Here is a 13,384-nt window from a genome sequence, read left to right as displayed (position 1 = left end):
TCAGACCTCGCTCACCACCTGGTTGCCGGATATGACATGCACCTTGTAATCGCCGAAGACCTGGGCGGCCTCGCCGGAGGCATAGAGCGCCTGGTACGCGTCATGCGGCACCAGGGCATGCTTCTCGTAAGCGCTGACCCCCATGCGCGCCGCCTCCAGATCGGCGGTGTCGATGTGAAACTCCTCCTGCGCCTGGGTGGAGGACCAGAAGCCGCGCGTCGCCGGCCGCTCCGCCTTCGAGAAGACTTCCTGCACCGTCCAGGTGAGCAGCCACGCATTCTCGGTCTTGCGCACCCTGGAGAGAATGTCGTTGATCCTCGCATTGTTCTCGGTGATGCCCGCCGAATAGAAGGGGCCGAGCACGATCCGCCGAAGCTGCTTCGGATGCAGTTCCGGGAAGTCCCTGTCGAGATTGGTGGCGATCGTCACCGGCGTCAGCGAATAGGTGCTGTTCTTGGAGGCGAAATCGTCAAAACGGCTTGCGAGCTCCGGATTGAGCAGGCCGCCGACCGGCAGCGGAATCTGGACGTCCGGATTGAGCTTGCCATCCTCGGTCACCAGCATCTCGACGATATTTTCCGAGGAATCCTCGATCGTCGCCATATAGATCATCGGCAGCGTCTGGCTGCCGTCGAACGCGCCCCAGGAAACGACGTAAAAGGGCCGCATCGTCTTCGAATTGACCGCGACCCGGATCGTCTCCGGCAGCACGAACGGCGAAAAGATATCCCCCTTGCCGATCTGCTCCAGATAGAGCCTTTCGGCCATGCGCGCCTGAAGCGCCTCGGGGAACGCCTTCTGCCTCAGGATGAAATCGACCATCTCCTCGCGCAGCGCATCGGCGGAAGGAATGCTCGCAAGCCGCTTCTCCGCATTCTGCCGGTCGTTCTCGAGTTCCAGCACGTTCTGGAAAACGGGAAAGCCGCTTTCGGCGCGCGAGATGCGAAACTGTTCGACGAAACCGATCCGGTTTTCCCAGCAGGCGATCGAGGCTTTCAGCCGGGCAAGATAGGGAACGATGATCTCGCCGACGACTGTGTCACGGTAAAGCGGCGAATTGCGGTCTCCGAGGAAGAGCTCGAGCCCTGCGAGCGCCGCGCGGATGGAGCCGAAATATTGCCTGACGGCCGGAGAAATGGCGGTATTCATGGCAGCTCTCCCGGCCAATGCCGAAAGGCGGTCGGAAATCGGGTCATTGCCGTCTTGCCGATCACTGCTTCACATAATTTGCGGCATTATGCTTGTCCATCACCGTCTGGAAGCGGCGCGCGAAGGCGTCGTCGGCGAGTTTCTTGCGCCGCTGGATATCCTGCGTCGCAAGCATGTTCTTTTCATGCATCTCGAGCAAGTCGCCGATGTGGCGCTGCGCGGCCGCGCCGATCCCGGCCATGGTCTCCTCGGCGGCCGTGTCCACCTGGCTGCCGAGCGTGTTGATCTTGTGTGCCACGTCCTGCTGCGCAGCCGTCTTCAACGAATCTTCCAGCGCCTTGTAGAGAACGATGCGCTGTTCCGTGTCGATGGTCAGCTTGTTGATCAGCGTGTTCTGGGCGGCGATCTGGTTGTTCAGCGAATCGACGAAGGTCTGGAACATGGCCGTGTAGCGTTCGAGCGTCTGGCTCTCGGCCAGAAGCTCCTGCTCCTTCGCCTGCTTTTCGTTGTATTCGGTCGCAAGCTGCGAGCGCTCGCCCTCGAGGTCGGTTCGGGTCTTCTGGTCTGTCGAGGCGGCGATCCTGTTCTCGATATCGAGCAGCAGCGGGTTGAGCTCTTCGATCCGCTTCTGCGTCTGTTCCAGCGCCGCCATCGTGCCCTTGCGGCGCTCGATCACCTGGATGAGGCTCTGCTCGGAGGTCTTGTATCGCTGGTCGAGGATCGCCTTCTGGTCCTTGAGGATGCCGACGATGGTGTCCGATTTCGAAAGCAGTTCCTGCAGGTTCCCTGCAAGCGACATGTTGCGCACGCGATCGGTGCGCAAGCGCTGCATCTTCTGCCTTGAGAAGATGCCGATGAACTTCTCGTAGCCGGTATAGCTCTTCATGCTCTCGAACTCGGCACCGAAGACATTGGTCGCGTCTTCCAGTCCGATGATCAGATCGGCGATGTTGGCTTCCATCACCTTCTGCTGGTTGACGACGTCCTGGATGCGGGCGTTCTCGATATCGAAATTGACGTCGCCGAGCCTGGTGTCCGCCTTGGCGAATTGCTCGAGAACGACGCCGGACTGCTCGAGCTTGCTGCGCATGTCCTTGACGACGGTTCTGGTCTTCTCGATCTCCGTATCAAAATTCTGCAGCGTCGCCATTGCCTTCTCCCCTCAAGCCAGCCAGCAGTGCACGCCGGACCGTTTCAGCCCTTGATTGCACTTATATAAAGGATGTTTAGCACGGAACGACAAGGGCGGTGGCCGCTTTTTCGAGTGCAGGGCAGCAGGGCCGGTGCATCGCCGCCGGTCGGCTTGCGCGTCAGCCTTCGCGCATCCGGTCGTCCCAATGGCGACGGCAATAGGAGACGTACTTCTCGTTGCCGCCGACATCCACCTGCGCGCCCTCCCGCATGACCTTGCCGCGGCCGTCGAGGCGGACGACCATCGTTGCCTTGCGCCCGCAATGGCAGATGGTCCTGACTTCGCGCAACTCATCCGCGATAGCGAGCAGGGCCATGGAGCCGGGGAAGAGCTTGCCCTGGAAGTCCGTCCTCAGGCCATAGGCCATGACCGGAATGCCGAGGCGATCCGCCACACGCGCCAACTGCCAGACCTGATCTTCACCGAGGAACTGCGCCTCGTCCACGAAGACGCAGGCGATTTCACCGGAGCCGTCGCCGTTCAGGCGCTCGATCAGCCCATGGAGATCATCCTCTGCGCGGAAGGGGATCGCCTCCGATTCCAGCCCGATGCGAGACGCGATGCGACCCTGGCCGGCGCGATCGTCGAAGGCTGCTATCAGCATCACGACGCGCATGCCGCGCTCCTGATAGTTGTAGGCGGCCTGCAGGAGCAGCGTGCTCTTGCCGGCATTCATCGTCGCATAGCTGAAATAAAGTTTGGACATGGTCCCATCTCCGGACATCGTGCCCGCTACATGACGGGGCACGCGTCCGATGACCAGAGCATCCCGCAGCGACTCACAGTTTTCGGCAAGGACGCACATGCTTTGGCCCGCAAGTGCTGATCGGTTCGGCGGGCCGGCATTTCGCGGGCATTGCGACATCAGGCGTCGCATTGTGCATCCCGTTAATGTACTGAGGCAATACACTTCTTTAAACGCCAGGGCGCTTGAATTCGCGCTTCATTGGTGTTTGGCTAAAAAAAGAACATAAGGCAGGGGAACGACGACGATGATAAGGACGCTTTCTCTCAAATTCATGCTGGCGGGAGCCGTTTGCATGGCAACCCTGACTGCCGGAAGCGCTTTTGCAGCCGAGCCGGAAAGCTGCGGCACCGTCCGCTTCTCCGACGTCGGCTGGACCGATATCACAGCGACGACGGCGACCGCGACGACCATCCTCGAGGCGCTCGGCTACGAGACGGACGTGAAGGTGCTGTCGGTGCCGGTTACCTACACATCGCTGAAGAACAAGGACATCGACGTCTTCCTCGGCAACTGGATGCCGACCATGGAAGCGGATATCGCCCCCTACCGCGAGGATAAATCCGTCGAGACGGTGCGCGAAAACCTCGCAGGCGCGAAATACACGCTTGCGACCAATGCCAAGGGCGCGGAGCTCGGCATCAAGGACTTCAAGGATATCGCTGCCCACAAGGACGAACTCGACGGCAAGATCTACGGCATCGAACCGGGCAATGACGGCAACCGCCTGATCATCGACATGGTCGAAAAAGGCACCTTCGATCTCAAGGGCTTCGAAGTCGTCGAATCCTCCGAGCAGGGGATGCTGGCCCAGGTCGCCCGCGCCGAAAAGTCCGGCGACCCGATCGTCTTCCTCGGATGGGAACCGCATCCGATGAACGCCAATTTCAAGCTCACCTATCTTTCCGGCGGCGATGACGTATTCGGCCCGAATTACGGCGGTGCGACGGTGCACACCAATGTGCGCGCCGGATACACGACCGAATGCCCGAATGTCGGCAAGCTTCTCCAGAATCTCTCGTTCTCCCTCCAGATGGAGAACGAGATCATGGGCAAGATCCTCAACGACGGTGAAGACCCGGAGAAAGCTGCGGCCGGGTGGTTGAAGGACAATCCGCAGAGCATCGAACCCTGGCTTGCGGGGGTCACGACCAAGGATGGCGGCGACGGGATGGCCGCGGTCAAGGCCGCCCTCGGCCTCTGATCGGCGGCAGATCACGCGTAGCATTTTGAATTGCTGCATGTTCCATGCTCAAATCGGCTCCGATATGGGAAATGCAGTGAGGCGGGGAAACACCCCGCCTTTTTTCCACCGGTCTTCCGACCTGAGTGTTGACCCTGGCAAGAGGGACCCTGTTTCGTGGAATTCCTGACTGAAAACCCCATCCCGATCGGCGCCTGGGCGAAGTCTTTCGTCGACTGGCTGACGACGAATTTCAACCTGTTCTTCGACCAGCTCGCCAATGTGCTTTCGGCGATCATTTCGGTCCTGCTCTACATCCTCCAGACGCCGCACCCGCTTATCATCATCGCCGTCGTGACGGCGCTCGCATGGTGGTTCCGGCGCTCCCTCGGCATTGCCGCCTTCACCTGTCTCGGGCTGCTCCTGATCGTGAATCAGGGCTATTGGCAGGAGACTACGGAGACGCTGGCGCTGGTCCTTGCGGCAACCTTCGTCAGCATGGCCGTCGGCGTGCCCCTCGGCATAGCTGCCGCGCGCCGTGCCTGGATCTACTCGATCATGCGGCCGATCCTCGACCTGATGCAGACGATCCCCACCTTCGTCTACCTCATTCCGGCGCTGATCCTTTTCGGACTGGGAATGGTACCCGGGCTGATCGCCACCGTCATTTTCGCCATCCCCGCGCCGATCCGGCTGACGCGGCTCGGCATCATCTCGACGCCGCCGGCGCTGGTCGAGGCCGCCGAATCCTTCGGCGCGACGCCCTGGCAGGTGCTGCGCAAAGTCGAACTGCCCTTCGCCATGCCGCAGATCATGGCGGGCCTGACCCAGACCATCATGCTGTCGCTCTCGATGGTGGTGATCGCGGCGCTCGTCGGTGCCGACGGACTCGGCGTGCCTGTCCTCAGGGCTCTGAACACGGTAAACATCGCCAGGGGATTCGAGTCCGGTCTCTGTATCGTCATTCTCGCGATCGTTCTCGACCGTCTTTTCCGCTCGTCCGATGAAGGAGAAGGCGCATGAGCGACGCCGTCGTTTTCAAGAACGTCGACATCATCTTCGGCAAGAACCCGCAACTTGCCGTGCAGATGGTCGACCAGGGCAAGACGCGCGACGAGATCGGTGCAGCCACGGGCCTGGTGCTGGGCGTGGCCGGCGCTTCGCTGACCATCAATGAAGGCGAGATCCTCGTTCTGATGGGTCTGTCCGGCTCCGGCAAGTCGACGCTGCTCAGGGCCGTCAACGGCCTCGCGCCGGTCGTGCGCGGCGAGGTCGAGGTCAAGACCGCGAACGGATCGCTGAACCCCTATCGCTGCAACGCCAAGTCGCTCCGCGACTTCCGCATGCATACGGTCTCGATGGTGTTCCAGCAGTTTGCGCTCCTGCCGTGGCGAACGGTGGCGGACAATGTCGGGTTCGGGCTCGAACTGGCCGGCGTTGCCGATGCCGAACGAAGAAAGCGAGTCGGCGAGCAGCTTGAACTCGTTAACCTGGCCAAGTGGGCAGACCGCAAGGTCAACGAGCTCTCGGGCGGCATGCAGCAGCGGGTCGGCCTCGCAAGAGCCTTTGCCACCGGCGCCCCGATCCTGCTGATGGACGAGCCGTTCTCGGCTCTCGACCCGCTGATCCGCACGCGCCTCCAGGACGAACTGCTCGAATTCCAGCGGCGGCTGAAAAAGACGATCATCTTCGTCAGCCACGATCTCGACGAGGCCTTCCGCATCGGCAACCGCATCGCCATCATGGAAGGCGGAAGGATCATCCAGTGCGGGACGCCGCAGGAGATCGTGAAGAAGCCGGCAAATCAGTACGTGGCCGATTTCGTCCAGCACATGAACCCGATCACCATGCTGACGGCGAAGGATGTGATGCAGACCGGCGTCGGGCGAGCCGCCGCCAGTACCGGCGTTTCGGCAACGGCCAGGCCCACCACGCCGCTCGTCGATATTCTCGACGCCATGTCGCGCCAGCCGGGCAGCATAGGTGTGGTCGACAACGGCTCCGTCGTCGGGACCATCGACGCGCAAAACATCGTCGAAGGGTTGACGCGCCACCGCAACAAAGGTTGACGCGGCCCGCCGGAAGGAGGCGATCATGAGCGAGAAACCCAATGTGCTGCGCGAGACGGACGAGGAAGCACGCAAGCTTGCCCGTGTGCTTCTTCGTTCGGCGAGAAGCGGCGCGCTTGCCGCGATAGAGCCGGCGAGCGATGGTTTCCCCTTCGTCAGCCGTGTACTCGTCGGCATCGACATCGACGGAACGCCGGTCATCCTCGTGTCGCGGCTTTCGACCCATACTCAAGCGCTCACGGCGGACCGGCGTGCTTCGCTGCTGACCGGCGAGCCGGGCAAAGGCGACCCGCTCGCCCATCCGCGACTGACGGTCCAGTGCGAGGCGGAGGCTGTCCCGCGGGATTGCGCGCTCCACCTGCGTCTTCGCGAACGATTCCTTCGCCGGCACCCCAAGTCCAAACTCTATGTCGATTTTCCGGACTTCGGCTTCTTCCGACTCAACCCATTGCGGGCAAGCCTCAATGGCGGCTTCGGCCGCGCCTATGTGCTGACGGCTGAGGATCTTGCCATCGCGTCACCGGCCGCGGCCGCGATCGCGGAGATGGAAGGCGGCGCGATCGAGCACATGAACGCCGATCACGCCGAAGCCGTGAGATATTATGCAACCACTCATTGCCGCGCACCCGAAGGCGACTGGAAGATCGTCGGCATCGATTCGGCAGGGCTCGACCTGTCGGACGGCGACCGTCTGCGCCGCCTGGAGTTTGAGACGCCCCTTGCCGACGCGGCCGAATTACGGCCAATTCTAAAAAAACTTTACCGTTAATCGCATCTTAGCTACCCCCATTTCTTGCAGGGGGTGGTTGCCCTTTTATGCATCACGGCTAATTATCGTGCTTCATCAATCATAACTACGTGTGATGAATTTTCGCATGGAGCACACGATGCAGCCTCTTCCGCCTGAAAAACACGAGGACGCCGAGATAGCAGCCGGTTTCCTTTCGGCCATGGCAAATCCGAAACGCCTGCTCATCCTCGACTCTCTCGTCAAGGAGGAAATGGCGGTTGGCGCCCTGGCCCATAAGGTCGGGCTGAGCCAATCGGCTCTTTCTCAGCACCTTTCGAAGCTTCGTGCGCAGAATCTGGTCAGCACCCGTCGTGACGCACAGACGATCTATTATTCGAGCTCGTCCGACGCCGTATTGAAGATTCTGGGCGCACTATCCGACATTTACGGCGACGACACCGATGCCGTGGAAGAAAAGCCTCTCGTTCGCAAATCGGCGTAATCTCCCAAGACGTCCTTCGACCGAACAGCACCGCCTCCTCAAGCCCCGCCGATCCGATCGCGGGGCTTCATTTTTGGCGGGTGAGCAGCCTTCTCCTCCGTCCTGTCGCTGACTGGCCCGCAGCATCGTGCTACATGATCGCGCCATGAACCTTGAAAGCGAAATTCTCGTCCTCACCGGGCCACCCGGCTCCGGAAAGACCACGACAGCGCAGGCGCTCGCCGCAGAGCCCGGATCGTCGAAGGTCCATCTTCACTGCGACGACTTCTGGCATTTCATCAAGAACGGGGCGATCCCACCCTATTTGCCTGAAGCTCACCAACAAAACGCCGTCGTCGTCGATGTGCTGACGAAAGTGGCCGCAACCTACGCACGTGGCGGCTATTTCGTCGTTGTGGACGGGATCGTCGGACCGTGGTTCCTGGAACCGTTCAGGAAAATAACGGCACCGCTCCACTACGTCGTTCTGCGTCCGCCGCTCGATGTAGCCATCCGGCGCTGCCAACAGCGCGGCGGTGACACGTTGACCGACCCGGTGCCCATCGCAGCGCTTCATCAGCAACTCTCATCGCTCGGCCCCCTTGAACGGCATGTTCTCCCGACCGAAGGACACACCCGGGAGGACACGCTGAGTGCCGTGATCCAGGCCGTGAAAAGCGGATCGTTTCGCCTGGCTTGACGCCCATCGGCGGGCTGATAGTTTGACCAGCGGGTAAAGAATCCGGCCTGGCAAATCCGGATTGCCGGGACTCGACGAGGAGGAAACACATGTCCAACCGCCTGAACACCACGCCCAACGATCTCAGCGCTTTCTGGATGCCGTTCACGGCGAACCGGCAGTTCAAGAAGGAGCCGCGGCTGTTCGTCGGCGCCAAGGACATGTATTACACCACCCATGACGGGCGGACGGTTCTCGATGGGACCGCGGGGCTCTGGTGCGTCAATGCAGGCCACTGTCGGCCGAAGATCACCGAGGCGATTCGCGAACAGGCGGGCGAACTCGACTACGCGCCGGCCTTCCAGCTCGGCCATCCGAAAGCCTTCGAGCTCGCAAATCGGCTGGTCGATATCGCGCCCGAGGGCATGAACCACGTTCTCTACACCAACTCAGGGTCGGAGTCGGTCGATACCGCCTTGAAGGTCGCTCTCGCCTACCACCGCGCCAAGGGCAATGGCTCGCGCTTCCGGCTCATCGGCCGCGAACGCGGCTATCACGGCGTCAACTTCGGCGGCATCTCGGTCGGCGGCATCGTCGCCAACCGCAAGATGTTCGGCACGCTGCTGACGGGCGTCGACCACCTTCCACACACGCACCTGCCGGCCAAGAACGCCTTTAGCCGCGGCGAGCCCGAGCACGGCGCCGATCTCGCAGCCGAACTCGAGCGCATCGTCACCCTGCATGACGCCTCGACGGTCGCAGCAGTCATCGTCGAGCCCGTCGCCGGCTCGACCGGTGTTCTCATCCCGCCGAAGGGCTATCTCCAGAAGCTGCGCGAAATCTGCACGAAGCACGGCATCCTGTTGATCTTCGACGAAGTGATCACCGGCTATGGCCGTCTCGGCACGCCCTTCGCCGCTCAATATTTCGACGTGAAGCCCGATATCATCACCACGGCCAAGGGGCTTACCAACGGCGTCATTCCGATGGGCGCGGTCTTCGTGACATCGGAAATCCACGATGCCTTCATGACCGGGCCGGAACACCTTATCGAGTTCTTCCACGGCTACACCTATTCGGGCAATCCGATCGCCTCGGCAGCGGCACTCGGAACGCTGGACACGTACAGGGAAGAAGGCCTGCTGACGCGCGCCGCCGAGCTTGCCCCCTATTGGGAGGAGGCGCTGCACTCGCTGAAGGACTGCCCGCATGTCATCGACATCCGCAATATCGGACTGATCGGCGCGGTCGAGCTCGAGCCGATCGCAGGGGAGCCGACGAAGCGCGCCTTCTCGGCCTTCTTGAAGGCCTATGAGAAAGGCCTCCTGATCCGCACCACGGGCGACATCATTGCATTGTCGCCGCCGCTGATCATCGAAAAGCGACAGATCGACGAGCTTTTCGACAAGCTGCGCGACGTGCTGAAGAACAACATCTGACGCGTTCCTCACCAGCTGCGAAGCCCTTTCCCCGGATCCGGGGAGAGGGTTATTGTCGTGAATCAACATCAAGGGCGAGGTGCACACATGTCCGAAGCGCTGGAGCGTCTCATCGATCAGGGCGTCGGCCGTGAACCGGCAGACATCGTGCTCAAGGGCGGGCGGTTCTTCGATCTCGTCACCGGCGAGCTCGTCGCCTCCGACATCGCCATCTCGGGCGAGCGCATCGTCGGTACCTGCGGCGACTATGAGGGCCGCGAGGAGATCGACGTTACCGGCCGCATCGTCGTTCCCGGCTTCATCGACACGCACCTCCACATCGAATCGTCGCTCGTTACCCCGCACGAGTTCGACCGCTGCGTGCTGCCGCTCGGTATCACCACTGTTATCTGCGATCCGCACGAGATCGCCAATGTGCTCGGCACCGAAGGCATCCAGTATTTCCTGGATTCGGCGATGGAGACGGTCATGGACATCCGCGTCCAGCTCTCCTCCTGCGTGCCGGCGACCCACCTGGAGACGTCCGGTGCCGACCTGCCGGTCGGGCGCCTCACGCCCTTCCGTCATCACCCGAAGGTAATCGGCCTTGCCGAATTCATGAACTTCCCGGGTGTGGTCAACAAGGATCCGGTTTGCCTCGCCAAGCTAGATGCTTTCCAGGACGGGCATATCGACGGCCATGCTCCTCTGCTCCGCGGCAAGGAACTGAACGGCTATCTCGCGGCGGGGATCCGCACCGATCACGAATGCACGAGCGCGGAGGAAGCGCTCGAAAAGATACGCAAGGGCATGCACATCCTCGTACGCGAAGGCTCCGTGTCCAAGGACCTGCAGGCCCTCATGCCGATCCTCACCGAGCGGCTGTCGCCCTATCTGGCTCTCTGCACCGACGACCGCAATCCGCTCGATATCGCCGAGCAGGGCCACCTCGACCATATGATCCGCACGGCTATAAGCGCCGGCGTCGAGCCGCTCGCCATCTATCGCGCCGCTTCGATTTCCGCCGCGCGTGCCTTCGGCCTGCGCGATCGCGGCCTCGTAGCACCTGGCTGGCGCGCCGACCTCGTCGTCGTCGACAGCCTGGAAAACTGCAAGGCCGAACTCGTCCTTTCCGCCGGGCGGCGCGTTACGGATGCACTCTTCGCCGGACGCAAGCCGGTCGAACCGGTGGGGCTCGACAGCGTCAAGGCACGCGAAGTCAAGGCCGCGGACTTCGGCCTCCCCTACAACGAAGGCGAGACTTCGGTGCTCGGCGTCCTGCCCGGAAAGATCATCACCGAACACCGCCGGTATCGCCTGCCCGCCGAAGGCAACCGGACCGGCGTCGATCTCGACCGGGACATCATCAAGGTTGCCGTGATCGAGCGCCACGGCGTCAACGGCAATCATGCCAATGGCTTCGTCCAGGGCTTCGGCCTGAAGAAGGGTGCGATCGCGTCCACCGTCGGGCATGACAGCCATAATATCTGCGTCGTCGGCGTCAATGACGACGACATGGCACTTGCCGTCAATCGACTCGGCGAGATCAAGGGCGGCTTCGTCGTCGTCCATGACGGCAAGGTCACCGGCGAGATCGCCCTGCCCGTCGCCGGCCTGATGAGCCTCGAACCTTACGAGCGCGTGCGAGACACCCTGCACCATCTGCGCCAGGCCGCCTTCGCCCTGGGCGCCACGCTGGAAGAGCCCTTCCTGCAACTCGCCTTCCTGCCGCTGCCGGTGATCCCGCATTTGAAGATTTCCGACCGCGGGTTGGTGGATGTGGACAGGTTCATGCTGATCGGGTGACGGTCGAGGCGCGGCATCCGGAAAGCCCCCTCTGGCCAGAGGGGGTGCCGCATTCACTGTCGCAGCGGCACCTCAACTCCACTAGAGCCCTTCACTGTTTCATGGAAAAACTGAAATGCTCTAACCGTTTGATCTAACGCACTTCCGGACGGAAAACCGTTACACACTTTTCCTGGAAGTGCTCTAACGCAACCTCCCGCAGAAAACGTCGAGCGCGGCGAGCTTGATCGCATTATCAGCGAAAACCGGTGCAAAACCGGGCATCGGATGCGGCTCGGCGACGAGCGTCGTCGGGAGGTGAAACGTCTGCGGCTCCTGGGTCAGGTTGAAGACGAACAGCAGCCGCTCATCGTCCTTTTCCCGCGTGAAGACCAGAAGGTCCTGGTTGGTGCCCAGGAAGATCATGTCTCCGTCGACCAGCGCGGACTGCGCCCGACGGAACCCAAGGGTCTGGCGATAGTGCTCGAGCACCGCCCCTTCCACGCCCTCCTGCGCGTCCACCGCCAGCATCCGGTGCCCATCGCGAACCGGCAGCCAGGGGGTTCCGGCGGAAAAGCCGGCATTCGACAGTTCTCTTTCCCAGACCATCGGCGTCCGGCACCCGTCACGTCCGGCGAAGGCCGGCCAGAAGCGGATGCCGTATGGGTCGCGCAATTCTTCGAAGGCAAGCTCCGCCTCCGGCAGGCCGAGCTCCTCTCCCTGATAAAGGCAGATGGTGCCCCGCAGGCTGGCAAGCAGCGAGATCGCAAGCTTCGCCACGCGCTCCCGGTCGGCCTCGCGCAGCGCGAAGCGGCTGACATGACGCATCACGTCGTGATTGGAAAAGGCCCAGCAGACCCAGCCGTCCGTCACCGTCGACTGGAAATTCTCGACGCAGCGGCGGAAGTGGCGCGCGGTGAATTCCGGTCCGAGCAGGTCGAAGGTATAGCACATATGCAGCTTGTCGCCGCCGCTCGTATAGGCGGCAACCGTCTGCAGCGAGCGTGACCCGTCCCCGACCTCCCCCACTGTCGCGCGGCCGCCATATTCATCGAGCACCGCCCGAAACCGGCGCAGGAAATCGAGGTTTTCCGGCTGCGTCTTGTCATATAGGTGGTCCTGCATTCCGTACGGATTGACCTCCGGCGCATCGCGGCTCGTCGCGTCCGGATCCGGCACCAGCGGTGGGTTGTCCCGCAGAAGCCGGTCGTGGAAATAGAAATTCGCCGTATCGAGCCTGAAACCGTCGACGCCGCGGTCGAGCCAGAAGCGGACCGTCGCGAGCACCGCCTCCTGAACCTCCGGGTTGTGGAAGTTGAGGTCCGGCTGCGAGGAGAGGAAATTGTGCAGGTAGTACTGCCGGCGCACCCCGTCCCATTCCCAGCCCGGACCGCCGAAGATCGAAAGCCAGTTGTTCGGCGCCGTGCCGTCCGGCTTCGGGTCGGCCCACACATACCAATCCGCCTTGGGATTGGTCCTGCTCGAGCGGCTTTCGACGAACCAGGGGTGCCGGTCGGATGTATGCGAGATCACCTGGTCGATGATCACCTTGAGCCCCAGCCGATGGGCCTCCGCCAGCATCTCGTCGAGATCCGCGAGCGTGCCGAACATGGGATCGACGTCGCAATAATCCGAAACGTCATAGCCCATATCCGCCTGGGGCGAGGTGAAGAAGGGCGAGAGCCAGATGGCATCGACCCCAAGCGAGGCGATATGGGGAAGCCGACGGGTGACGCCGCGAAGGTCGCCCATTCCGTCGCCGTCCGTGTCCTGGAAGGATCGCGGATAGACCTGATAGATCACCGCTCCGCGCCACCAGTTTTCGTCAGATCCCGATGCCGCCGGCATGCGCAACTCTCCATGATTGATTTAGCAATGCCAGATTTATCTTCACCGCTTCTTCGAGTAAACGCCGTCGTCAACATTCGCTTGCTCGCGCAGTGACATGCGCTT

At 61.9% G+C, this 13,384-nt stretch carries 12 protein-coding genes; 8 read left to right on the top strand and 4 right to left on the bottom strand.

Translation table 11 applies throughout. From position 1 onward, the window contains the following. From M1D43_RS01025 to M1D43_RS01015, 3 genes are all read right to left on the bottom strand, one after another. Window positions 1–1,149: a hypothetical protein gene (locus M1D43_RS01025; protein WP_027990600.1), complete on the bottom strand. Its 1,149-nt coding sequence runs from the start codon at window positions 1,147–1,149 to the stop codon at window positions 1–3. Window positions 1,150–1,210: 61 nt separating this feature from the next. Further along, entirely contained in the window at window positions 1,211–2,299 is a 1,089-nt protein-coding gene (locus M1D43_RS01020; RefSeq protein ID WP_153313310.1) for a hypothetical protein, read from the bottom strand. 160 nt (window positions 2,300–2,459) lie between these two features. Then, window positions 2,460–3,047 (bottom strand): thymidine kinase, encoded by a 588-nt coding sequence (locus tag M1D43_RS01015; RefSeq protein WP_010969910.1) that lies wholly within the window; start codon window positions 3,045–3,047, stop codon window positions 2,460–2,462. A 286-nt stretch (window positions 3,048–3,333) separates the two neighbouring features. On the opposite strand from M1D43_RS01015, the gene M1D43_RS01010 reads away from it, so the two are divergent. From M1D43_RS01010 to ade, 8 genes are all read left to right on the top strand, one after another. Next, complete coding sequence (locus M1D43_RS01010) at window positions 3,334–4,290, top strand: choline ABC transporter substrate-binding protein (protein WP_153313309.1); 957 nt, start codon at window positions 3,334–3,336, stop codon at window positions 4,288–4,290. Between the two features lie 156 nt (window positions 4,291–4,446). After that, a complete protein-coding gene (choW, locus tag M1D43_RS01005; RefSeq protein ID WP_003535852.1) occupies window positions 4,447–5,292 on the top strand; it encodes a choline ABC transporter permease subunit in 846 nt (281 codons plus the stop codon). Then, a complete protein-coding gene (gene choV, locus M1D43_RS01000; RefSeq protein ID WP_010969913.1) occupies window positions 5,289–6,338 on the top strand; it encodes a choline ABC transporter ATP-binding protein in 1,050 nt (349 codons plus the stop codon). The genes choW and choV overlap by 4 nt, the downstream gene beginning before the upstream one ends. A 25-nt stretch (window positions 6,339–6,363) precedes the next feature. After that, window positions 6,364–7,107: a HugZ family pyridoxamine 5'-phosphate oxidase gene (locus M1D43_RS00995; protein ID WP_013844757.1), complete on the top strand. Its 744-nt coding sequence runs from the start codon at window positions 6,364–6,366 to the stop codon at window positions 7,105–7,107. A gap of 118 nt (window positions 7,108–7,225) precedes the next feature. Then, window positions 7,226–7,570 carry an ArsR/SmtB family transcription factor gene (locus tag M1D43_RS00990; RefSeq protein ID WP_013844758.1) on the top strand — a complete coding sequence of 115 codons (345 nt, stop codon included), beginning with the start codon at window positions 7,226–7,228 and terminating at the stop codon, window positions 7,568–7,570. 145 nt (window positions 7,571–7,715) lie between these two features. Further along, window positions 7,716–8,249 carry an ATP-binding protein gene (locus M1D43_RS00985; RefSeq protein WP_010969916.1) on the top strand — a complete coding sequence of 178 codons (534 nt, stop codon included), beginning with the start codon at window positions 7,716–7,718 and terminating at the stop codon, window positions 8,247–8,249. Window positions 8,250–8,338: 89 nt separating this feature from the next. Next, window positions 8,339–9,667 carry an omega-aminotransferase AptA gene (gene aptA / locus M1D43_RS00980; RefSeq protein WP_010969917.1) on the top strand — a complete coding sequence of 443 codons (1,329 nt, stop codon included), beginning with the start codon at window positions 8,339–8,341 and terminating at the stop codon, window positions 9,665–9,667. Between the two features lie 87 nt (window positions 9,668–9,754). Next, on the top strand, window positions 9,755–11,452 hold the full coding sequence (ade, locus tag M1D43_RS00975; RefSeq protein WP_153313308.1) for an adenine deaminase: 1,698 nt from the start codon (window positions 9,755–9,757) through the stop codon (window positions 11,450–11,452). A 183-nt stretch (window positions 11,453–11,635) separates the two neighbouring features. On the opposite strand, the gene bglA is transcribed toward ade, so the two are convergent. Beyond that, entirely contained in the window at window positions 11,636–13,279 is a 1,644-nt protein-coding gene (gene bglA, locus M1D43_RS00970) for a beta-galactosidase BglA (protein WP_153313307.1), read from the bottom strand. Between the last annotated feature and the right edge of the window lie 105 nt (window positions 13,280–13,384).

The sequence above is a fragment of the Ensifer sp. R1-3 genome, assembly GCF_056739175.1.
This window is presented reverse-complemented; position numbering and strand designations above follow the sequence as displayed.

What these genes read in the sequence shown, in the direction of transcription:
- M1D43_RS01025 (WP_027990600.1), bottom strand. Translation starts at nt 1,149, where the DNA reads ATGAATACCGCCATTTCTCCGGCCGTCAGGCAATATTTCGGCTCCATC.
- M1D43_RS01020 (WP_153313310.1), bottom strand. Translation starts at nt 2,299, where the DNA reads ATGGCGACGCTGCAGAATTTTGATACGGAGATCGAGAAGACCAGAACC.
- M1D43_RS01015 (WP_010969910.1), bottom strand. Translation starts at nt 3,047, where the DNA reads ATGTCCAAACTTTATTTCAGCTATGCGACGATGAATGCCGGCAAGAGC.
- M1D43_RS01010 (WP_153313309.1), top strand. Translation starts at nt 3,334, where the DNA reads ATGATAAGGACGCTTTCTCTCAAATTCATGCTGGCGGGAGCCGTTTGC.
- choV (WP_010969913.1), top strand. Translation starts at nt 5,289, where the DNA reads ATGAGCGACGCCGTCGTTTTCAAGAACGTCGACATCATCTTCGGCAAG.
- M1D43_RS00995 (WP_013844757.1), top strand. Translation starts at nt 6,364, where the DNA reads ATGAGCGAGAAACCCAATGTGCTGCGCGAGACGGACGAGGAAGCACGC.
- M1D43_RS00990 (WP_013844758.1), top strand. Translation starts at nt 7,226, where the DNA reads ATGCAGCCTCTTCCGCCTGAAAAACACGAGGACGCCGAGATAGCAGCC.
- M1D43_RS00985 (WP_010969916.1), top strand. Translation starts at nt 7,716, where the DNA reads ATGAACCTTGAAAGCGAAATTCTCGTCCTCACCGGGCCACCCGGCTCC.
- aptA (WP_010969917.1), top strand. Translation starts at nt 8,339, where the DNA reads ATGTCCAACCGCCTGAACACCACGCCCAACGATCTCAGCGCTTTCTGG.
- ade (WP_153313308.1), top strand. Translation starts at nt 9,755, where the DNA reads ATGTCCGAAGCGCTGGAGCGTCTCATCGATCAGGGCGTCGGCCGTGAA.
- bglA (WP_153313307.1), bottom strand. Translation starts at nt 13,279, where the DNA reads ATGCCGGCGGCATCGGGATCTGACGAAAACTGGTGGCGCGGAGCGGTG.